This is a genomic window from Streptomyces chartreusis NRRL 3882 (assembly GCF_900236475.1).
Classification (GTDB): domain Bacteria; phylum Actinomycetota; class Actinomycetes; order Streptomycetales; family Streptomycetaceae; genus Streptomyces; species Streptomyces chartreusis_D.
This window is the reverse complement of sequence record NZ_LT963352.1, coordinates 3,556,704-3,576,196: the sequence shown is the minus strand read 5'-3', so window position 1 is coordinate 3,576,196 and position 19,493 is coordinate 3,556,704. Positions and strand designations below refer to the sequence as shown.

At 71.5% G+C, this 19,493-nt stretch carries 14 protein-coding genes; 8 read left to right on the top strand and 6 right to left on the bottom strand.

Annotation, left to right across the window (positions count from 1 at the left end; genetic code table 11):
* Positions 1 to 42 precede the first annotated feature (42 nt).
* Positions 43 to 1,668: a chaperonin GroEL gene (gene groL / locus SCNRRL3882_RS15825; protein ID WP_010036574.1), complete on the top strand. Its 1,626-nt coding sequence runs from the start codon at positions 43 to 45 to the stop codon at positions 1,666 to 1,668.
* A 73-nt stretch (positions 1,669 to 1,741) separates the two neighbouring features.
* Here groL and SCNRRL3882_RS15820 read toward each other — a convergent pair whose 3' ends face one another.
* On the bottom strand, positions 1,742 to 2,449 hold the full coding sequence (locus tag SCNRRL3882_RS15820) for an ester cyclase (protein ID WP_010036572.1): 708 nt from the start codon (positions 2,447 to 2,449) through the stop codon (positions 1,742 to 1,744).
* A 95-nt stretch (positions 2,450 to 2,544) separates the two neighbouring features.
* Here SCNRRL3882_RS15820 and SCNRRL3882_RS15815 point away from each other — a divergent pair, with 95 nt between their 5' ends.
* On the top strand, positions 2,545 to 6,156 hold the full coding sequence (locus tag SCNRRL3882_RS15815) for a hypothetical protein (RefSeq protein WP_010036569.1): 3,612 nt from the start codon (positions 2,545 to 2,547) through the stop codon (positions 6,154 to 6,156).
* Here the strand turns inward: SCNRRL3882_RS15815 and SCNRRL3882_RS15810 are convergent.
* The 3 genes from SCNRRL3882_RS15810 to SCNRRL3882_RS15800 all read right to left on the bottom strand — a co-directional run bounded on the left by SCNRRL3882_RS15810 (position 6,125) and on the right by SCNRRL3882_RS15800 (position 9,488).
* Positions 6,125 to 6,898, bottom strand: a complete 774-nt coding sequence (locus SCNRRL3882_RS15810; RefSeq protein ID WP_010036568.1) for an SDR family NAD(P)-dependent oxidoreductase — start codon at positions 6,896 to 6,898, stop codon at positions 6,125 to 6,127. The genes SCNRRL3882_RS15815 and SCNRRL3882_RS15810 overlap by 32 nt on opposite strands.
* 77 nt (positions 6,899 to 6,975) lie before the next feature.
* A complete protein-coding gene (locus SCNRRL3882_RS15805) occupies positions 6,976 to 8,442 on the bottom strand; it encodes a multicopper oxidase family protein (RefSeq protein ID WP_158688395.1) in 1,467 nt (488 codons plus the stop codon).
* Between the two features lie 365 nt (positions 8,443 to 8,807).
* Positions 8,808 to 9,488 (bottom strand): MOSC domain-containing protein, encoded by a 681-nt coding sequence (locus tag SCNRRL3882_RS15800; protein ID WP_010036562.1) that lies wholly within the window; start codon positions 9,486 to 9,488, stop codon positions 8,808 to 8,810.
* Positions 9,489 to 9,568: 80 nt separating this feature from the next.
* Between SCNRRL3882_RS15800 and SCNRRL3882_RS15795 the strand changes: the two genes are divergently transcribed.
* Complete coding sequence (locus tag SCNRRL3882_RS15795; RefSeq protein WP_010036559.1) at positions 9,569 to 10,465, top strand: LysR family transcriptional regulator; 897 nt, start codon at positions 9,569 to 9,571, stop codon at positions 10,463 to 10,465.
* 65 nt (positions 10,466 to 10,530) lie between these two features.
* Here SCNRRL3882_RS15795 and SCNRRL3882_RS15790 read toward each other — a convergent pair whose 3' ends face one another.
* Positions 10,531 to 10,860 carry a WhiB family transcriptional regulator gene (locus SCNRRL3882_RS15790; RefSeq protein ID WP_029180949.1) on the bottom strand — a complete coding sequence of 110 codons (330 nt, stop codon included), beginning with the start codon at positions 10,858 to 10,860 and terminating at the stop codon, positions 10,531 to 10,533.
* Between the two features lie 380 nt (positions 10,861 to 11,240).
* Here SCNRRL3882_RS15790 and SCNRRL3882_RS15785 point away from each other — a divergent pair, with 380 nt between their 5' ends.
* The 4 genes from SCNRRL3882_RS15785 (at position 11,241) to SCNRRL3882_RS15770 (ending at position 15,795) form a co-directional block, all read left to right on the top strand.
* The gene (locus SCNRRL3882_RS15785) at positions 11,241 to 11,852 is read left to right on the top strand and encodes a response regulator transcription factor (RefSeq protein WP_003948568.1); all 612 of its coding nucleotides are present in this window, start codon (positions 11,241 to 11,243) and stop codon (positions 11,850 to 11,852) included.
* 466 nt (positions 11,853 to 12,318) lie between these two features.
* Complete coding sequence (locus tag SCNRRL3882_RS15780; protein WP_010036508.1) at positions 12,319 to 12,906, top strand: sigma-70 family RNA polymerase sigma factor; 588 nt, start codon at positions 12,319 to 12,321, stop codon at positions 12,904 to 12,906.
* Positions 12,907 to 13,059: 153 nt separating this feature from the next.
* Positions 13,060 to 14,565 (top strand): IMP dehydrogenase, encoded by a 1,506-nt coding sequence (gene guaB, locus SCNRRL3882_RS15775; RefSeq protein WP_010036506.1) that lies wholly within the window; start codon positions 13,060 to 13,062, stop codon positions 14,563 to 14,565.
* Positions 14,566 to 14,670: 105 nt separating this feature from the next.
* The gene (locus SCNRRL3882_RS15770; protein ID WP_010036504.1) at positions 14,671 to 15,795 is read left to right on the top strand and encodes a GuaB3 family IMP dehydrogenase-related protein; all 1,125 of its coding nucleotides are present in this window, start codon (positions 14,671 to 14,673) and stop codon (positions 15,793 to 15,795) included.
* Between the two features lie 453 nt (positions 15,796 to 16,248).
* Here the strand turns inward: SCNRRL3882_RS15770 and SCNRRL3882_RS15765 are convergent, their stop codons facing one another.
* Complete coding sequence (locus SCNRRL3882_RS15765) at positions 16,249 to 17,457, bottom strand: nucleotide sugar dehydrogenase (RefSeq protein ID WP_010036502.1); 1,209 nt, start codon at positions 17,455 to 17,457, stop codon at positions 16,249 to 16,251.
* 272 nt (positions 17,458 to 17,729) lie between these two features.
* On the opposite strand from SCNRRL3882_RS15765, the gene SCNRRL3882_RS15760 reads away from it, so the two are divergent.
* On the top strand, positions 17,730 to 19,436 hold the full coding sequence (locus SCNRRL3882_RS15760; RefSeq protein ID WP_010036500.1) for a glycerol-3-phosphate dehydrogenase/oxidase: 1,707 nt from the start codon (positions 17,730 to 17,732) through the stop codon (positions 19,434 to 19,436).
* Positions 19,437 to 19,493 lie beyond the last annotated feature (57 nt).

The window sequence follows — 19,493 nt, the reverse complement described above, 5'->3', positions numbered from 1 at the left end:
CAGTGCCGTTAACCCAGATTCCGGAAGAGGGCTCACGCTCCCATGGCGAAGATCCTGAAGTTCGACGAGGACGCCCGTCGCGCCCTCGAGCGCGGCGTCAACAAGCTTGCCGACACGGTCAAGGTGACGATCGGCCCCAAGGGCCGCAACGTCGTCATCGACAAGAAGTTCGGCGCCCCCACCATCACCAACGACGGTGTCACGATCGCCCGCGAGGTCGAGATCGAGGACCCGTACGAGAACCTCGGTGCCCAGCTGGTCAAGGAGGTGGCGACCAAGACCAACGACATCGCGGGTGACGGTACGACCACCGCGACCGTGCTCGCCCAGGCGCTCGTGCGCGAGGGCCTGAAGAACGTCGCCGCCGGTGCCTCCCCGGCCGCCCTGAAGAAGGGCATCGACGCCGCCGTCGCCGCCGTCTCCGAGGACCTGCTCGCCTCGGCCCGCCCGATCGACGAGAAGTCCGACATCGCCGCCGTCGCCGCGCTGTCCGCCCAGGACCAGCAGGTCGGCGAGCTCATCGCCGAGGCGATGGACAAGGTCGGCAAGGACGGTGTCATCACCGTCGAGGAGTCCAACACCTTCGGTCTGGAGCTGGACTTCACCGAGGGCATGGCCTTCGACAAGGGCTACCTGTCGCCGTACTTCGTGACGGACCAGGAGCGCATGGAAGCCGTCCTGGACGACCCGTACATCCTCATCACGCAGGGCAAAATCTCCGCCATCGCGGACCTGCTGCCGCTGCTGGAGAAGGTCATCCAGGCCAACGCCTCCAAGCCGCTGCTGATCATCGCCGAGGACGTCGAGGGCGAGGCCCTGTCGACCCTCGTCGTGAACAAGATCCGCGGCACCTTCAACGCCGTCGCGGTGAAGGCCCCCGGCTTCGGCGACCGCCGCAAGGCGATGCTGCAGGACATGGCCGTCCTCACGGGCGCCACGGTCGTCTCCGAGGAGGTCGGCCTCAAGCTCGACCAGGTCGGCCTCGAGGTCCTCGGCTCCGCCCGCCGCGTCACCGTCACCAAGGACGACACCACGGTCGTCGACGGCGCCGGCAACAAGGAAGACGTGCAGGGCCGCGTCGCCCAGATCAAGGCCGAGATCGAGACCACCGACTCCGACTGGGACCGCGAGAAGCTCCAGGAGCGCCTCGCGAAGCTGGCCGGCGGCGTGTGCGTCATCCGCGTGGGTGCCGCCACCGAGGTCGAGCTGAAGGAGCGCAAGCACCGTCTGGAGGACGCCATCTCCGCGACCCGCGCCGCGGTCGAGGAGGGCATCGTCTCCGGTGGTGGCTCCGCTCTCGTCCACGCCGCCAAGGTCCTGGAGGGCAGCCTCGGCAAGTCCGGCGACGAGGCCACCGGTGTCGCGGTCGTCCGCCGCGCCGTCGTCGAGCCGCTGCGCTGGATCGCCGAGAACGCCGGCCTGGAGGGCTACGTCATCACCTCCAAGGTCGCCGAGCTGGACAAGGGCCAGGGCTTCAACGCCGCCACCGGCGAGTACGGCGACCTGATCAAGGCCGGCGTCATCGACCCGGTCAAGGTCACCCGCTCCGCCCTGGAGAACGCCGCCTCCATCGCCTCCCTGCTCCTCACGACCGAGACCCTGGTCGTCGAGAAGAAGGAAGAGGAGGAGCCGGCCGCCGCGGGTCACGGCCACGGCCACGCCCACTGAGGCACCGACCTCTGCGAGAAGCCCCCGCCCCGCCTCGCGCGGAACGGGGGCTTCTCCCGTATGCGGGGACCCGTCACAACTCCAGCGGGTCCAGCACCCCGAGCTGCTGCATCAGCCCCAGCCGGTCGTACTGCCACCAGCCCTCGGCGAGCTTCCCGTCCGGCGTGCAGCGGTGGACGGTCGTCCCGGTCATGGTGACGTCCTTCCCGGTCGGCGGAATCCCGAGGAAGTCACCCTTGTGGTGCCCCCTCCAGGTCCACCGGGTGCACACCCGGTCGCCCTCGGCGAGCTGGTCCTCGATGGTGAACGAGAAGTCGAACCCGCCCCGCCACACCTCCACCTCGCGCCGCAGCGCGTCCAGCCCGATGACGTCCTGCACATTGGCCGGATCGTGGTCGTGGTAGTCCTCGATGAACACGTCGTTGAACGCGGGCGCCGCACCCTGCCCGGGCGCCAGCTCGAAGAACCTGCGCGCGGTGGCCGAGTTCAGCTGCTCGTCCCGCACCACGTCCAGGTCCGTGAACGTCGGCGCCTCGTCGCAGAGCGCCACCATGTCCTGGAAGATCCGGTCGGTCTCCGGAAGCCCGGAGTTGCGCATCGCCTCCTCGTACGACGGGAACTCCACGATCTCGACGATGTGCGAGGCGTCGGCCCGGTCCTTCGCCACCACACTGTGCGTAGCGGTCCGTTTCCCCTTGGTCTGTTCGACCCACCTGTCCATCAGCCGGTTCATCTCGTCGAGCCGGCTGGTCCTGCATTCGATGAGCTGTACGAAGGTCATGGCCTCGCCTCCGGCCCCCCTGGGTCCGGCTGAACAGCTCCATTGTCCCCACCGGAGCCGCTCGTCGCCTCCCGGCCCTTTGGCATCATGAGGCCATGCGCTGGTGGGGGAAGCGGGCGGAGCGGTCGGTGGCCGCGGGCGGTGACATCGCGGTGGCCGTCACCGGCGATCACAACCGGATCCTGCTCACTTCGGCGGTGCGTTCGGCGTACTGGGAGCAGGTCCGCCGCATCGCCCCGCCCCGACTCGTCGACCGCGAGGCGGAGTCGGCCGAGCTGTCCGCCTTCTGCACGGCCGACTCCGGCCCGGCGTACGCCTGGTGGCGGGCCGGCGCCTGGGCCGGCAAGACGGCGTTGCTGTCCTGGTTCGCCCTGCACCCTCCGCGGGGCGTACGGATCGTCCCGTTCTTCATCACGGCCCGGCTGGGCGCGCAGAACGACGTCGTGGCCTACGTGGACGTCGTACTCGAACAGCTGGCGGAGCTGTCCGGAGAGGCCCTGCCCGCCCACCTGACCGTGGCGACCCGCGAGGCCCACCTCCTGTACCTGTACGGTGCCGCCGCCCGCGCCTGCGCAGAGCGCGGTGAACGTCTGGTCCTCCTGGTGGACGGCCTGGACGAGGACCGCGGCGTCACGACCGGCCCGGACGCCCACAGCATCGCGAGCCTGCTGCCCACCCGCCCGGAGGCGGGGATGCGGGTCCTGGTCGCGGGGCGGCTCAACCCGCCGCTGCCCGGTGACGTACCCGAGGACCATCCGCTGCGCGACCCCGCGATCGTACGGACGCTGTCGCCCTCCCCGTACGCCCGGGCGATCCGCGCGGAGGCGGAACGCGAGCTGAAGCGGCTGATCGAGGCGGGCGGCCTGGAGCACGACCTGCTGGGCCTGGTGGCAGTGGCGGGCGGCGGCCTGACGGCCGAGGACCTGGCCGCGCTGACCGGAGCGGTTCCGTACCGGGTGCGGGACGTCCTGAGCACCCGGGCGGGGCGGACCTTCGGCCTGCGAGTCGACGTCTATCTGCTCGGCCACGAGGAGTTGCAGGCCCAGGCCGAGGAGATGCTCGGCACGTCCCGGATGGACCTCTACCGCGCGAAACTGCACGCCTGGGCGGAGGAGTGGCGTGCGCGCGGCTGGCCGGAGGAGACGCCGGAGTATCTGCTGCGGGGATACTTCCGGATGCTCCGGTCCACCGGTGACCTGGAGCGGATGCTCCGGTACGGGGCGGACACCCGGCGCCAGGAGCGCATGCTGGTCCTCACCGGCAGTGACGCGTCCGCCGTGAACGAGATCCACCTCACCGAGGACCTGATCATCGAGCGCGGTGCGCGACGGCCGCTCGACTCACTGCGCCTGGCGATCCACCGGGAACGGCTGGTCGACCGCAGTGCCGGCGCCCCGGACTCCCTGCCGCACGCCTGGGCCCTGGCAGGGCAGACCGGCCGGGCCGTCGCACTGGCCCGCAGCCTCCCGAACGGTCATCGCCGGGGCATGGGCCTGGCCGCCGTCGCCGATGTGCTGCTGGAGCAGGGCGACCGTGACGGGGCGGTGGACCTGCTCGTCGAGGCGGCGGAGGCCGCGCGTCAGGGCGAGGGCCACAGCCGGGACGACCTGGCGCGCTGCACGATCGCGGACCTCTTCGCCCGGGCCGGGCAGTTCGACAGGGCGGCAGCGCTGGCGAGGACGGTCGGCACGCAGTACTTCCACGTCCATGCGTACGTTCAGATCGGCAAGGCCTGCCTCGCGGCCCAGCGGTGGGATCTCGCACAGGAGTTGGTCGACGGCGCACCGAACGAGGCGTGCCGCACCGGTATGGGGAACGTCGTGATATCGGCCCACGCGACAGCAGGCCGGCACGCCGAGGCGGAGATGATGGCGAGAGCCACCGAACCGGGCGCCCGCGCCGCCGCGCTGATCACGCTGGCCTCCGCACTGCGCGAGTCCGGGCAGCACGAGCGCGCTGACGCCCTCTGTGCCGAGGCCGTGGCGTGGGCGCGGGACCGTGCGGAGGACGACGAGGTGGTGAGCCTCCTGGCCGACGCCGGCGAGTTCGACCGGGCCGAGTCGTTCCTGGCCGGCCTGTACGGCGAAGTGGACTACGAGGAGGCCGCGGGGGAGTTGACCGGGTGGCTGGCGTGGGCCGGGGAGCTCGACCGGGCCGAGGCCCTGCTCGCCACGCTCAGCCCGCGGGGACACCACCGCGCGCTGCGGGACGTGGCACAGGCCCGGGCGAGAGCCGGGCGCTACGAGCAGGCCGAGGCCCTGGTCCGGCAGATCCCGGCCGCGGACATCGCGTGGTCGGCACTGTGCTCGATCGTGCGCATCATGGCGGACGCGGGCGAGGTCGACCGGGCCGAGTCGCTGGCACGCGCCCTGGGACCGCGGATGGAGGTCCCGTCGGCCCTCTACGAGGTCGTCGAGTCCCTGGCGCAGTCCGGAGACCCGGACCGGGCCCGGGCTCTCGCTGATTCCCTGGCCCACCCGGTGGAGCAGAACCATGCGTCTCTCGAGGTGGCTGCCGCCCTGGTGCGGGCCGGACGGCGCGAGGAGGCCGTCCGGGTCCTGCTGGCCGTCGAGAGCCGGACCCGAGTGCTCCATCCCCTGACGGCCGCCCGGAAACTCGGCGCCGCCGCCACGGCGCTGGCCGAAGCGGGGCACCGGGAAGCGGCGCTCGCGGTGCTCCACGGGACCGAGACGCTGCTCACGGACCGCCGCAGCGAGCCCTACGCCTCTCCAGGGGAGTACATGTCGTCCTTGCGGGCGCTGGTCGCCGCCTGCACGGCCACCGGACAGCTGGACCGGGCGGAGACATGGGCAGGGCGGGCACCTGACGACTTCGAGCGACGAGACCTCCTGGCCCCGGTGGTGCGGGGATGGGCCAGATCCGGTGAGGTGGACCGGGCCGCAGCGGTGACGACGGCCGAGGCCGAAGCGGACCCCGCACTCGCGGGGATCCTGTCGTCGCTGGTCGTGCCGTTCGCCCGCGGTCTGGCCGAAGCCGGCGACGTCGAAGCGGCCGAGGCCCATGTGCGCGAGGCCGCCGAGCCCGGGAACGGTACCTCAGCACTCTGCGCGCTCGCGGTGACGATGACCGAAACGGGTCGCACCGACAGGGCGCGGCGCATCGTCGACGAACTGATCGCGATCGAGAGCGGGTACGACCGCCCCTCGATGATGGACCTGAGCGCTCTGGTCAGGGCCCTGGCCGCAGCGGGGGAGGGCGATGCCGCCCGGGCCGCGCTCGACGCCATGACACCACCGGACCGGCTGAGCGGGTCCGCGCGGTACATCGGGGTCACGGCATTCGCCGAGGCCCTGACCGCCCTCGGGCACCACGAGCGGGCCATGGAAACGCTGCGCACCATCGAGGACCCGTACGACCGCGCTCATGGGACGCTCGGCCTGGTCGACGTGCTGGCCGGGTCGGGAGAGTGCGCCCGCGCCGAGGAACTCGCCCGGACGGTCCCCGTCCCGGCGATGCTGTCCCGGGCCTGGGCGCGCATCGCGGCCGCGACGACCGACGACGAACAGGCCCGGCGACTGGCTGCCCTGGCCCTCCAGGGCGGTGAGTGGGTGTCGGCCCTGCCCGCCCTCCTCAGGCAGGCACCGGACGTGGTTCCGCTCGTGGTGGAGGCCGCCGACGCGATGAAGTCCGCCTGCGCGCAGCACCCTGGGGCGCCTACTGAGGCCCGTACTTCCGCCCCGTCCTAGACGACACCGCCCCGAGCATCCCCCGCGGCACCAGCTTCGCCGCCCCCATCAGGGCCTTGTACCGCGGGTCCGGGATGGACAGCGTCTTGCCGCGGGCCAGGTCGTGCAGGGCCGTCGCCACCAGCTTGTCCGCGTCGAGCCACATCCAGCCCGGGATGTTGTCCGTGCCCATGCCGGCCCGCTCGTGGAACTCGGTGCGCACGAAGCCGGGGCAGAGCGCCATCAGGCGTACGCCGCTGCCGGCCAGGTCGCGGGCCGCGCCCTGGGTGAACTGCACGACCCAGGCCTTGGACGCGCCGTAGGTGCCCCGGGGGACGAACGCGGCCACCGACGCGACATTCACGACCCCGCCGCGGCCGCGCTCCCGCATGGCCTCCGTCGCCGCCGACGTCAGCCGCAGCACCGCCTCGCAGTGCACCTTCAGCATCCGCAGCTCGTCGGCCATGGGGACGTCGAGATAACGGCCCTTGTTGCCGAAGCCGGCGTTGTTGACCAGCAGGTCGACGGGGTTCTTGCGGTCGGCCAGCCGGTCGGCCACCGCCTCGATGCCCTTGTCCTCGGCGAGGTCGGCCGTCAGCACCTCCGCCTCGATGCCGTGCCGGTCGTGCAGCTCGGTCGCCTGTTCCCGCAGCCGCTTGGTGTCGCGGGCCACCAGCACGAGGTTGTGCCCGTCCGCCGCCAGTCGCCGCGCGAACGCGGCCCCGATGCCTGCCGTCGATCCCGTAATCAGAGCCGTTGTCATGGCGCAAGGGTAGTTACCCGGACTGCGTGCGTCCGCTCAGCGCGGTGGCCCCGGAGCCGGTCTCGATCCAGGGTGGCTCAGCGGTGGGTGTGTCCGGCCCCGTGGCCCGGGTGCTCCCGGGGCGCGCCCGGCTCCCCCTTCTCCGTCACCACGAACTGGCCCATCATTCCCTCGTCCTCGTGGTACAGCAGATGGCAGTGGTACATGTACGGCGTGTCCGGGTCCGCCGGCCCGGTGAACCGCAGCGCCAGCCTCACCGTCGTCCCGTGCGGCACGAACACCGTGTCCTTCGGCCCGCTCAGGGCGGGCGGCGGTGCCGAACCGTTCACCTCCAGCACCCGGAACTGCACGTCGTGCACATGGAAGTTGTGCGGCATGCCGTTGCTGTTGCGGACCGTCCAGACCTCCGTCGTTCCCCGGGTGACCGTCTCGTCGACACGGCCCATGTCCATCGAGCGCCCGTTGATCCCCGACCGTTTCAGGTCGAAGTGCCGCCCGCGCACCGAACCCTTCCCGTCGGGTGTCTCCGGCTTCCCCAGCGTGGCCGGCAGCGCGGGTGACGGGCGCAGCCGCGCCGCCGCCCGCAACTCCAGCACGTCGAAGGAGTCGTCGCCGCCGCCGAACCGCCGCTGCCAGCCGTCCCCGTAGTTGCCCTGCGGGAAGCTGCGCAGCATCACCCGCTCACCCGCCCGCATCCGCACGACGATCTCGGCCCGCTCGCCCGGCGAGAGCTGCACCCGCTCCATGGACGCGGGCCGCTCCAGCAGACCTCCGTCCGTCGCGATCAGGGAGAAGGAACGGCCGTCCGGGAAACCGAAGGCGTAGGTACGTGCCGTGGAGGCGTTGAGCAGCCGGAGCCGTATCAGCTCGTCGTGCACCTGCCGGAACGGACGAAGGGTTCCGTTGACCATCGTCCGGTCGCCCAGGAAACCCACGTTCTGCAACATGCCGCGGTCACCAGCGAGCCGGGCGCCGTCGAAGCGGACGTCCTGCACGATCACCGGCAGGTCGTCGACGCCGTACCGCTTCGGAAGCGGAAGACGCCCGGACCTCTCGTCGTCGAGGAGGAACAGGCCCGCCAGGCCCCGCTGGACATGTCGCGCGGTCCCGCCGTGCGGATGGGGGTGGTACCACAGCGTCGCCGCCGGCTGGTCCACCGTCCAGTGCGGGCTCCAGGTCCCGCCGGGGGCGATCATCTGGTGCGGGCCGCCGTCCATCCGGGCCGGCAGGTGCATGCCGTGCCAGTGCACGGTGGACGCCTCGTCCAGGGCGTTGCTGATCCGGACCCGGACCTTCTCGCCGCGCCGCGCACGCAGCGTGGGACCCAGGTAGGAGCCGTTGAAACCCCAGGTCGGCGTCTTCACACCGGCGCGGAACTCCGTCTCGCCCGCCCGCATGCGCAGGTCGAAGACACGTGTGCCGTCCTTGTCCACGGACGACTCGGCCTGCGGTGGTATGGCCAGGGCGTTGCCGAACGGCTCCTTGCCCACGGTGCTGACCTTCGCGTCGGTCCACAGCCAGGCGAAGAGAGCGCCCACGGCCATCGCCACGGCGGTGACCGAGGACCCGAGCACGAGGACGAGGCGCTTCCAGCGGAACGGGCGTCGCGAGGCGGCCCGCGGACCCTCGCGGGACGCGTCGGTGGAACCCTCCAGAGGACCGCCGGTCGGGCCGCTGCGAGATGTGTGGCGAGACATGCTTCGAGCGTGGCCGGGCCCTGCCCCGTCGGGCATCGGGGAGCTGCCCTGACCCGCCCCTGAGGCGACCCCGGCCCGCCGCCCGGGGTTCCCCCCAGGGGCACCGGGCCGGACGCCGTCGGGGTTGCCGTCCGCAGGCCCGGACTCCTCCCGCCCGGAGCCGGGCACCGCAGAGCCGCCGGCCCGGCCGGACAGACCGGGGTGACGTGACGTCAGGCCCCGCCGCCGCCCCCGTACTTCTCCTCGTACTCCCGCGCCGTCCTCAGCAGCTCCGGATGCAGCGCCTCGCCCGCCGCCAGCAGGCGCGGCAGCAGTGTCCGCTCGGTCGTCACCGCCCGGAACTGCAGCGCCACCGTCACGTCGTGGCCGGGTCGGTGCACGATCTCGACGGCGTCACCCGCGCGGATCTCACCGGGCTCGATCACCCGCAGATACGCCCCGGGCGCGCCCCGCCGGGTGAACCGCTTCACCCAGCCCTTCTCGTCCATGTGGCCTTGGAACGTGCGGCACGGTATCCGCCCCGAGGTGACCTCCAGCACCACCTCGGGCCCGATGCGCCAGCGCTCCCCGATCAGCGCGCCCGAGACGTCGAGGCCCTGGGTCGTGAGGTTCTCGCCGAACGCGCCGTCCGCCAGCGTCCGTCCCAGCTCGCGCTCCCACGCGTCCATGTCCTCGCGGGCCATCGCGTACACCGCCTGGTCGTTGCCGCCGTGGTGCTCCAGCTTGCACACCGCGTCCCCGGCCAGCCCGCTCCCGCCGACGCCCTTGGGCCCGGGCGCGGACACCCGCACGGGCCCCTCCACAGGCCGCTTGTCGATCCCGGTCACACCCTCCGGGTTGTCCGTGTACGGCACAGCCTCGGCACGGCCCAGATTCACTGACAGAAGCTTCATGCCCGCACGGTAAGCGAGCCTTCCCCAAAGCGTCGACGCATTATTCGCAGGAGCATCAAAGACTCACTTATCCTCGAAGGGTGATCGAAGCTCGCCACCTCCGTGTCCTGCGCGCCGTCGCCGCCACCGGCTCCTTCTCCGCCGCGGGGCGCGAGCTGGGCTGCACGCAGCCCGCCGTCAGCCAGCAGATGAAGGCCCTGGAGACATCCGTGGGCACCCCGCTGCTGATCCGCACCGGTCGCGAGATGCGCCTCACCCAGGCGGGCGAGGCCCTGGTGCGGCACGCCGCCGGGATCCTCGCCGGGCTCACGGCCGCCGAGGAGGAGGTCGCGGCCATCGCCGGGCTGCGCGCGGGCCGGGTCCGGCTCGTCTCCTTCCCCAGCGGCAGCTCCACCCTCGTGCCGACGGCCCTCGCCGCCCTGCGCGACGCGCACCCCGGCACCCGGGTCTTCCTGGAGGAGGCCGAACCGCCGGCGTCCGTCGGCATGCTGCGCGAGGGCGACTGCGACGTGGCGCTCGCCTTCCGCTACGAGGGGGCGGCGGGTGCCGAGGAGTGGGAGGACCTCGTCGTACGGCCGCTGCTGACGGACCGGCTCGTCGCACTCGTGCCGGAACGGCACCGGCTCGGGGACGCGCAGTCCGTCGCCATCGGCGAACTCGCGCGGGATCCGTGGATCGCGGGCTGTCCGCGCTGCCGGGGCCAGCTCGTCGAGGTGTGCGCGGCGGCCGGCTTCACACCGCGCATCGACTTCGCCACCGACGACTACCCGGCGGTCGCCGGCCTCGTCGGCGCCGGTCTGGGCGTGGCTGTGCTGCCCCAGCTGGCCATCGAGTCCGTACGGCCACGGGGGGTACGGACCGTGACGCTGGAACCGGCGGTACGCCGGGAGATCGTCGCGCTCACCCTGCCCGACCTCGCACAGGTCCCGGCGGTGGCGGCGACGCTCGACCAACTGGCACGCGCCGCCCACCGCTAGCCGCAGCGCAGCGCGTCAGAAATGAACGGCACGCGTGCGCGTGCCTGACTCGCAGAAACGTTCCTTCAGTTGTTCGAGGCGGCGTGCCCGCCGGATGTCGACGCCGGCACCAGCCGGTTGCGCGCCCGCCCCATCAGCTCTTCGCGTTCGTCCTCGGTCAGCCCGCCCCACACGCCGTACGGTTCCCGCACCGCCAGCGCGTGGGCGGCGCACTCGGCACGCACCGGGCACCTCATGCAGACCTCTTTGGCCGAGTTCTCGCGAGCACTCCGAGCCGCACCGCGCTCACCCTCCGGATGGAAGAAGAGCGAGCTGTCCACTCCGCGACAGGCAGCCAGCAGTTGCCAGTCCCACAGGTCCGCGTTCGGTCCGGGAAGGCGGGAGAAATCTGCCATTACGTGACCCCTTGTAGCCGTTTTGGGCGGATCCGGTGTCCACGACCGTACAACTACGATCTAAGGAGATGAAAATATGACTCATTGCGAATCTAGCTCCAGACACCGGCAAAGCGGAAGAAATGGGTCTGAATGGGGCATAGGTTGTGATGAAAGTTCGAGGGTCTGTTGCGCATGTCTGCACCGTGTCCGGTCCCTCACGTAGAGTGCCGAAGATGTCAGCCGACCCCGTAACTCTTTCGAGTGACCGTCGTTGAGAGTGCGAGGCGGTTGAAGGAACAAGCGCTCGGGCAGGCGTCCGAGGCGGTCGACCGCACAGGTGACGATTTCGTACCAGCCTGGAGGCTCAAGGTGACGCGCATCAGCTGCGGAGGGCGGCCATGACTTCCGTCCTCGTCTGCGACGACTCCCCGCTTGCCCGAGAGGCGCTCCGTCGCGCGGTCGCAACCGTGCCCGGCGTAGAGCGCGTGACGACGGCGGCCAACGGCGAGGAAGTCCTCCGCCGCTGGGGGGCCGACCGCTCGGACCTGATTCTGATGGACGTACGCATGCCCGGCCTGGGCGGCGTCGAGACGGTCCGGCGGCTGCTGTCCGCCGACCCCGGTGCGCGCATCATCATGCTCACCGTCGCCGAGGACCTGGACGGCGTGGCCCTCGCGGTCGCCGCCGGTGCCCGCGGCTATCTGCACAAGGACGCCTCCCGCGCGGAGCTCCGCGCGACGGTGACCCAGGCCCTGGCCGACCCGACCTGGCGGCTCGCCCCGCGCCGGCTGCGCTCGGCCGAGATGGGCGCCGCGCCGACGCTCACGGCGCGTGAGATCCAGGTGCTCGAAGGCATGAGCCACGGCCGCTCGAACGCGGAGATCGGCCGTGAGCTGTTCCTCTCCGAGGACACCGTCAAGACGCACGCCCGGCGCCTGTTCAAGAAGCTCGGCGCCTCGGACCGGGCCCACGCCGTGGCGCTCGGCTTCCGGTGGGGTCTGGTGCGCTAGGGCCTGTCCTTCGGATCGGGTCGGCTTCGAGGCGCGGGCTCCGGCCAGGGCCGGAGAGCGGGGGCACGCGGATGCCCCCGCGCGAGCCGTACCCGCGTGTGCCGAAGCCGGCGGCCGACGACAGCCTCGGCGGGGATCCGTCCCTGCCCGAGCGAGGTCGAGAGCTCGGCAGGGTGCACGCGAGGACCCACGGCCCCGGGATGATCCGAACGGCAGGCCCCAGCGGTCGTGGTGAGGGCACGGAAAGCCAGGTCGGCGGGGGCGGACCGCGGGTCCGCAGGGTGCCCGCTGCTCGTTTCGCCGCGGATGCCGCATCCTTGAGGGTGTGGAGTTCCTCGGGGACGAGTCGGTCGAGCGGAAGGGGAGGGCGCAGGGGATGAGTTCCGGCGCACCTGCTCATAACGCTTCGGTGCACAACAACGGGCGCGGTGCCACGGACCCGGCGGCCGCAAGGCACCATGGACCGATGCGCGACGACGAGGCGGTCAATGCCCAAGGGGCGATCGGCGCGCTCGTCCACCGCGCCGTCGACGGGGACGAGCAGGCCACGCACGACCTGCTCGCCCATGTCCACCCCCTGGCCCTGCGCTACTGCCGCACCCGTCTGTCCCGCCTCCCGGGCGACGCCCGGCACTTCGTGGAGGACCTCGCCCAGGAGGTCTGCGTCGCGGTGCTCCTCGCGCTGCCCCGCTACCGGGACACCGGGCGCCCCTTCGAGGCGTTCGTCTTCGCCATCGCCGCCCACAAGGTCGCCGACCTTCAGCGCGCGGCGATGCGTCACCCCGGCTCGACGGCCGTCCCCTCGGACGAGATGCCCGAGCGGCCCGACGACTCCCTGGGGCCGGAGGAGCGCGCCCTGCTCAGCAGTGACGCGGAATGGGCCAAGAAACTCCTGGCCAACCTGCCCGAGAACCAGCGGGAGCTGCTGCTGCTGCGGATCGCGGTGGGCCTCACGGCCGAGGAGACGGGCCAGATGTTGGGAATGTCACCCGGCGCGGTCCGGGTGGCGCAGCACAGGGCGCTGAGCCGGCTGCGGGCGCTGGCCGAGCAGTAGCCCTGCTTGAACAACCCCTCTGTTGAACAGGCGGTGGGCCGCTTCCGTACGAACATACGAAGCCCGGAGCCGACCGGAACCGTGGAATGAGACAGCCGCGCTTCCCGTTAGCATGGACATCCGCACCGATCAAGGCCATTTGGGGAAGGTGTCATGACTGCCAACGTCGACGGAGTGCCCGGTAAATTCGCGACACTCGGGCTGACCTACGACGACGTGCTGCTGCTGCCGGGTGCATCCGAAGTGCTCCCCAACGCGGTCGACACCTCGTCCCGCATCTCGCGCAACGTCCGGGTCAACATCCCACTGCTGTCCGCCGCCATGGACAAGGTCACCGAGTCGCGCATGGCGATCGCCATGGCCCGCCAGGGCGGCGTCGGCGTACTGCACCGCAACCTCTCCATCGAGGACCAGGTCAACCAGGTCGACCTGGTGAAGCGGTCCGAGTCCGGCATGGTCACCGACCCGATCACGGTGCATCCCGACGCGACGCTCGCCGAGGCCGACGCCCTGTGCGCCAAGTTCCGCATCAGCGGCGTCCCCGTCACCGACGGCAACGGCAAGCTGCTCGGCATCGTCACCAACCGTGACATGGCCTTCGAGACCGACCGCTCCCGTCAGGTGCGCGAGGTCATGACCCCCATGCCCCTGGTGACCGGCAAGGTCGGCATCTCCGGCCCCGACGCCATGGAGCTGCTGCGCCGCCACAAGATCGAGAAGCTTCCGCTGGTCGACGACGCGGGTGTCCTCAAGGGCCTCATCACGGTCAAGGACTTCGTCAAGGCCGAGCAGTACCCGAACGCGGCCAAGGACGCCGAGGGCCGGCTGATCGTCGGCGCCGCCGTGGGCGCCAGCCCCGAGGCCCTGGAGCGGGCCCAGGCGCTCGCCGCGGCCGGTGTGGACTTCCTGGTGGTCGACACCTCGCACGGCCACAACAGCAACGCCCTCAGCTGGATGTCGAAGATCAAGTCGAGCGTCGGTGTCGACGTGATCGGCGGCAACGTCGCCACGCGTGACGGCGCCCAGGCCCTGATCGACGCCGGCGTCGACGGCATCAAGGTGGGCGTCGGCCCCGGCTCCATCTGCACCACCCGCGTGGTCGCCGGCATCGGCGTCCCGCAGGTCACCGCCATCTACGAGGCGTCCCTCGCCGCCCGTCCGGCCGGTGTGCCGCTGATCGGCGACGGCGGTCTGCAGTACTCGGGCGACATCGGCAAGGCGCTCGCCGCGGGCGCCGACACCGTCATGCTGGGCAGCCTGCTCGCGGGCTGTGAGGAGTCCCCCGGCGAGCTTCAGTTCATCAACGGCAAGCAGTTCAAGTCGTACCGCGGCATGGGCTCGCTCGGCGCGATGCAGTCCCGCGGCCAGGGCCGGTCCTACTCCAAGGACCGCTACTTCCAGGCCGAGGTCGCCTCCGACGACAAGCTCGTGCCCGAGGGCATCGAGGGCCAGGTGCCCTACCGCGGCCCGCTGGCCAACGTGCTGCACCAGCTCGTCGGCGGTCTGCGCCAGACCATGGGCTACGTGGGCGCCGCCTCCATCGAGGAGATGGAGACCAAGGGCCGCTTCGTCCGGATCACCTCCGCGGGCCTCAAGGAGAGCCACCCGCACGACATCCAGATGACGGTCGAGGCACCGAACTACAGCCGCAGCAAGTAGCGGCCCGGCCTTCCGAGGGCGGCTCCGGAGCATCCGGGGCCGCCCTCGTCGTGCCCGTCGGCGATACTGGAAGACGCTGAAACGCATCAGGGAAAGGCCACAGACGTGACTGAGATCGAGATCGGGCGCGGCAAGCGCGGCCGCCGGGCGTACGCCTTCGACGACATCGCCGTCGTCCCCAGCCGCCGTACGCGGGACCCGAAGGAGGTCTCGATCGCCTGGCAGATCGACGCCTACCGCTTCGAGCTGCCGTTCCTGGCCGCTCCCATGGACTCGGTCGTCTCCCCGGCCACCGCCATCCGCATCGGCGAGCTCGGCGGCCTGGGCGTGCTGAACCTCGAAGGTCTGTGGACGCGGTACGAGGACCCGCAGCCGCTGCTCGACGAGATCGCCGAGCTGCCCGCCGAGGCGGCGACCCGGCGCCTCCAGGAGATCTACGCCGCGCCCATCAAGGAGGAGCTGATCGGCGCGCGCATCAAGGAGGTGCGCGACTCGGGCGTGGTCACGGCCGCGGCGCTCTCCCCGCAGCGCACGGCCCAGTTCTCCAAGGCCGTCGTCGACGCGGGCGTGGACATCTTCGTCATCCGCGGCACGACGGTCTCGGCGGAGCACGTCTCCGGTTCGCACGAGCCGCTGAACCTGAAGCAGTTCATCTACGAGCTGGACGTCCCGGTGATCGTCGGCGGCTGCGCCACGTACACGGCGGCGCTGCACCTGATGCGCACCGGTGCGGCCGGTGTGCTGGTCGGCTTCGGCGGCGGCGCCGCGCACACCACGCGCAACGTGCTGGGCATCCAGGTCCCCATGGCCACGGCGGTCGCCGACGTGGCCGCGGCCCGCCGCGACTACATGGACGAGTCCGGCGGCCGGTACGTGCACGTGATCGCGGACGGCGGTGTCGGCTGGTCCGGCGACCTGCCCAAGGCGATCGCCTGCGGCGCCGACGCGGTCATGATGGGCTCCCCGCTCGCCCGCGCGACCGACGGCCCGGGCAAGGGCCACCACTGGGGCATGGAGGCGGTGAACGAGGAGCTCCCGCGCGGCAAGAAGGTCGCCCTCGGCACGGTCGGCACCCTCGAGGAGATCCTCACGGGCCCGTCCCACACCCCCGACGGCTCGATGAACCTCTTCGGCGCGCTGCGCCGGGCGATGGCCACGACCGGGTACAGCGAGCTGAAGGAGTTCCAGCGGGTCGAGGTGACGGTGGCGGACTCGCAGCATCGGCGGTAGGCCGGAGAGCACAGGACGGGAAGGGCCTGGTCACTCGTGTGAGTGGCTGGGCCCTTTCGCATGTCCAACTGGCTTTGACAGGGCGCTTGTTGCCGTACGGAGGCGCGGTTGCCTTTGGGCCGTTCGGCCCCGTGGAGGGCGGTTTCGAGGCGCCGGTGTCCGTGGTCGGCGCCCCAGGTTCTTCTAGGGGGCGCCCATGGGACGCCACCGCAAGCCCACCCGCTGGGACCGACTCCGTCTTCGGATGGTGCAGTGCCGGAGGAGGTGGATCTTGCGGATTTTCGGATGGCGAGCGGCCGCCCCCACGAAGACTAGGGGCGGACACTCCGTGATCCATCCAGGAGCCTGCCTCAGCGACCACTCTGCGGTGGGCTCCGCCGTCTCCCAAGGTACTGGCGGCGGGGTGCCCCGCGCCACCAGCCCAGAGGGCTCGGCGCCCCCACGCGCCCCTCTTCACAACCGATGCGCCGCCCCCGTGGGCGCCGCCCCCCGCGTGTCCAGCAGCAGCTGGGCCTTCACCGACAGGCCCTGGAGGTCGTACGTGCGGTGCTGCTGGAGCAGGATGGTCAGGTCCGCGTCGGCGACCGCCTCGTAGAGGGAGTCCACGCGGGGGACGGGGCGGTCGAGGACGCTCCAGGCGGGCACGTGCGGATCGTGGTAACTGACCGAGGCGCCCAGTTCCAGCAGGCGCAGGGCAACCTCCTGGGCGGGGGTGCCGTGCAGGTCGGCGAGGTCGGGCTTGTAGGTGACGCCCAGGAGGAGCACGCGTGCGCCCCGGGCCGACTTGCCGTGCTCGTTGAGGAGCGTGGCGCCGCGCTGGACGACGTAGCCGGGCATCCGGTTGTTGACCTGCTGGGCCAGTTCCACCATGCGCAGGGTGCGGCCGCCGTGGGCGGTCAGGTCCTGCGGGACGGCGTGGCCGCCGACGCCGGGACCGGGGCGGAAGGCCTGGAAGCCGAACGGCTTGGTCTCCGCGCAGCGGACGACGTCCCACAGGTCGACGCCGAGGTCGTGGCAGAGGACGGCCATCTCGTTGACGAGGGCGATGTTGACGTGCCGGTAGTTGGTCTCCAGGAGCTGCACGGTCTCCGCTTCGCGGGGTCCACGCGCGCGTACCACCTTGTCGGTGAGCCGTCCGTAGAAGGCGGCGGCCGACTCCGTGCAGGCCGGCGTGAGGCCGCCGATGACCTTGGGGGTGTTGGCGGGGGTGAAGTCGCGGTTGCCGGGGTCGACGCGGCTGGGGGAGTAGGCGAGGTGGAAGTCGCGGCCGGCGCGCAGACCCGATCCCTCTTCGAGGAGGGGACGCAGGAATTCCTCTGTCGTCCCTGGGTACACAGGTGACTCCAGGATCACAGTGGTGTGCGGGCGCAGGTGCGCGGCCAGGGTGCGGGCGGCCGCCTCCAGCTGGCTCAGGTCGAGTCCGCCGTCGGCGCCCCGCGGGGTGGGGGCGCAGATGACCGCGGTGCGTACCCGGCCGAGCTCGGTTGCGTTCGTGGTCGGCCGGAAGCCCCCCGAGAGCATCCGGCGCTGTTCGGCGGGGCTGAGGGAGCCGGCCTCGGGGCCGGTCCGGTAGCCGATGGTGGCGACGCCGGCGGCGACGGCGGCCTGGGCCAGGGGCAGGCCGTACGGGCCGAGTCCGATGACGGCGAGATCTGCGGGCATGGCGTGGCCGTCCTTCCCGATAGCCGAAGTGGGACAGGTGCGCAAGCCCTGTGGACAGGACGGGCGAGCGCAATGTCAGACTAGGAGTAAATATGACCGATATGCGGGATTGCTCGCCCGAGTTTCGGTGAGTGTCCCGTGGACGTTGTCCACAGGCTGACGGCCCGTGGTGGCTGAAGTCGGGCAACACGGTCAGAATTTGGGCATGGGGGATACGGACGGGGTCTCACCCGACGGGTGCGGCCGGCGCGACCGATGAGCGGGAGGCAGCGGTGAGGACAGCGACACTCGGGCCGGCGCAGCGCGTCGAGTCACTCGCATCTATGGCCGAGCGCGAGCTGGACGTGCTGGTGGTGGGCGCAGGCGTGGTCGGTGCGGGCACCGCCCTCGACGCCGCGACCCGGGGCCTGTCCACGGGCCTGGTCGAGGCGCGCGACTGGGCGTCCGGCACCTCCAGCCGGTCCAGCAAGCTGATCCACGGTGGCCTGCGCTACCTGGAGATGCTCGACTTCGCGCTCGTACGGGAGGCCCTGAAGGAGCGCGGCCTGCTGCTGGAGCGGCTCGCCCCGCATCTGGTGAAGCCCGTGCCGTTCCTGTACCCCTTGCAGCACAAGGGCTGGGAGCGCCTGTACGCAGGGTCGGGCGTCGCGATGTACGACGCCATGTCCATGGCCCGTGGGCATGGCCGGGGCCTGCCCATGCACCGCCACCTGACCCGCTCTCACGCCCTGCGGGTGGCGCCCTGCTTGAAGAAGGACGCGCTGGTCGGGGCGCTTCAGTACTACGACGCCCAGATGGACGACGCTCGCTATGTGGCGACCCTGGTGCGCACGGCGGTGGCCTACGGCGCCAAGGCCGCCAACCGCGCGCGGGTCACGGGCTTCCTGCGCGAGGGCGAGCGGGTCGTCGGCGCGAGGGTGCAGGACGTCGAGGCCGGCGGCGAGTACGAGATCCGCGCCAAGCAGGTCGTCAACGCGACCGGCGTGTGGACGGACGACACCCAGGCGATGGTCGGGGAGCGCGGCCAGTTCCACGTCCGGGCGTCCAAGGGCATCCATCTGGTCGTCCCGCGCGACCGGATCCACTCCACGACCGGGCTGATCCTGCGCACGGAGAAGTCCGTGCTGTTCGTCATCCCCTGGGGGCGGCACTGGATCGTCGGCACGACGGACACCGACTGGGACCTCGACAAGGCCCACCCGGCCGCGTCCAGCGCGGACATCGACTACCTGCTGGAACACGTGAACTCGGTCCTCGCGGTACCGCTCACGAGGGACGACGTCCAGGGCGTGTACGCGGGCCTGCGGCCCCTGCTCGCGGGTGAGTCGGACGCCACCAGCAAGCTGTCGCGCGAGCACACCGTGGCGCATCCGGTGCCCGGGCTCGTCGTCGTGGCGGGCGGCAAGTACACCACCTACCGGGTCATGGCCAAGGACGCGGTGGACGCGGCGGTGCACGGGCTCGACATGCGGGTCGCCGAGTGCGTCACCGAGGACGTGCCGCTGCTGGGCGCCGAGGGCTATCGAGCGCTGTGGAACGCGCGGGCACGGATAGCCGCCCGGACCGGACTGCATGTGGTGCGGGTGGAGCACCTGCTGAACCGGTACGGGACGATGACCGAGGAGCTCCTCGCGCTCATCGCCGAGGACCCCTCCCTGGGTGAGCCCCTGCCGGCGGCCGACGACTATCTGCGCGCGGAGATCGTGTACGCGGCCTCGCACGAAGGGGCGCGGCATCTGGACGACGTGCTGACCCGGCGGACGCGCATCTCCATCGAGACCTTCGACCGGGGCACGCGCAGCGCGCGCGACGCCGCCGAGCTGATGGCGACGGTCCTCGGCTGGGACAAGGACCAGATCGAGCGCGAGGTGCAGCACTACGAGAAGCGGGTGGAGGCCGAGCGGGAGTCGCAGCGCCAGCCCGACGACCTCACGGCGGACGCGGCGCGGCTGGGGGCGCCGGACATCGTGCCGTTGTAGGACGCTGTCACCCGAACGGGTGCGGGGAAGTGGGACCTTCGTTCGGAACCCGCTCGT

Excerpts from the sequence above, each read along its gene's own strand:
- SCNRRL3882_RS15815 (WP_010036569.1), top strand. The coding sequence starts at position 2,545 with ATGCGCTGGTGGGGGAAGCGGGCGGAGCGGTCGGTGGCCGCGGGCGGT.
- SCNRRL3882_RS15765 (WP_010036502.1), bottom strand. The coding sequence starts at position 17,457 with ATGCCCGCAGATCTCGCCGTCATCGGACTCGGCCCGTACGGCCTGCCC.
- guaB (WP_010036506.1), top strand. The coding sequence starts at position 13,060 with ATGACTGCCAACGTCGACGGAGTGCCCGGTAAATTCGCGACACTCGGG.
- groL (WP_010036574.1), top strand. The coding sequence starts at position 43 with ATGGCGAAGATCCTGAAGTTCGACGAGGACGCCCGTCGCGCCCTCGAG.
- SCNRRL3882_RS15785 (WP_003948568.1), top strand. The coding sequence starts at position 11,241 with ATGACTTCCGTCCTCGTCTGCGACGACTCCCCGCTTGCCCGAGAGGCG.
- SCNRRL3882_RS15780 (WP_010036508.1), top strand. The coding sequence starts at position 12,319 with ATGCGCGACGACGAGGCGGTCAATGCCCAAGGGGCGATCGGCGCGCTC.
- SCNRRL3882_RS15810 (WP_010036568.1), bottom strand. The coding sequence starts at position 6,898 with ATGACAACGGCTCTGATTACGGGATCGACGGCAGGCATCGGGGCCGCG.
- SCNRRL3882_RS15800 (WP_010036562.1), bottom strand. The coding sequence starts at position 9,488 with ATGAAGCTTCTGTCAGTGAATCTGGGCCGTGCCGAGGCTGTGCCGTAC.
- SCNRRL3882_RS15820 (WP_010036572.1), bottom strand. The coding sequence starts at position 2,449 with ATGACCTTCGTACAGCTCATCGAATGCAGGACCAGCCGGCTCGACGAG.
- SCNRRL3882_RS15805 (WP_158688395.1), bottom strand. The coding sequence starts at position 8,442 with ATGGCCGTGGGCGCTCTCTTCGCCTGGCTGTGGACCGACGCGAAGGTC.
- SCNRRL3882_RS15790 (WP_029180949.1), bottom strand. The coding sequence starts at position 10,860 with ATGGCAGATTTCTCCCGCCTTCCCGGACCGAACGCGGACCTGTGGGAC.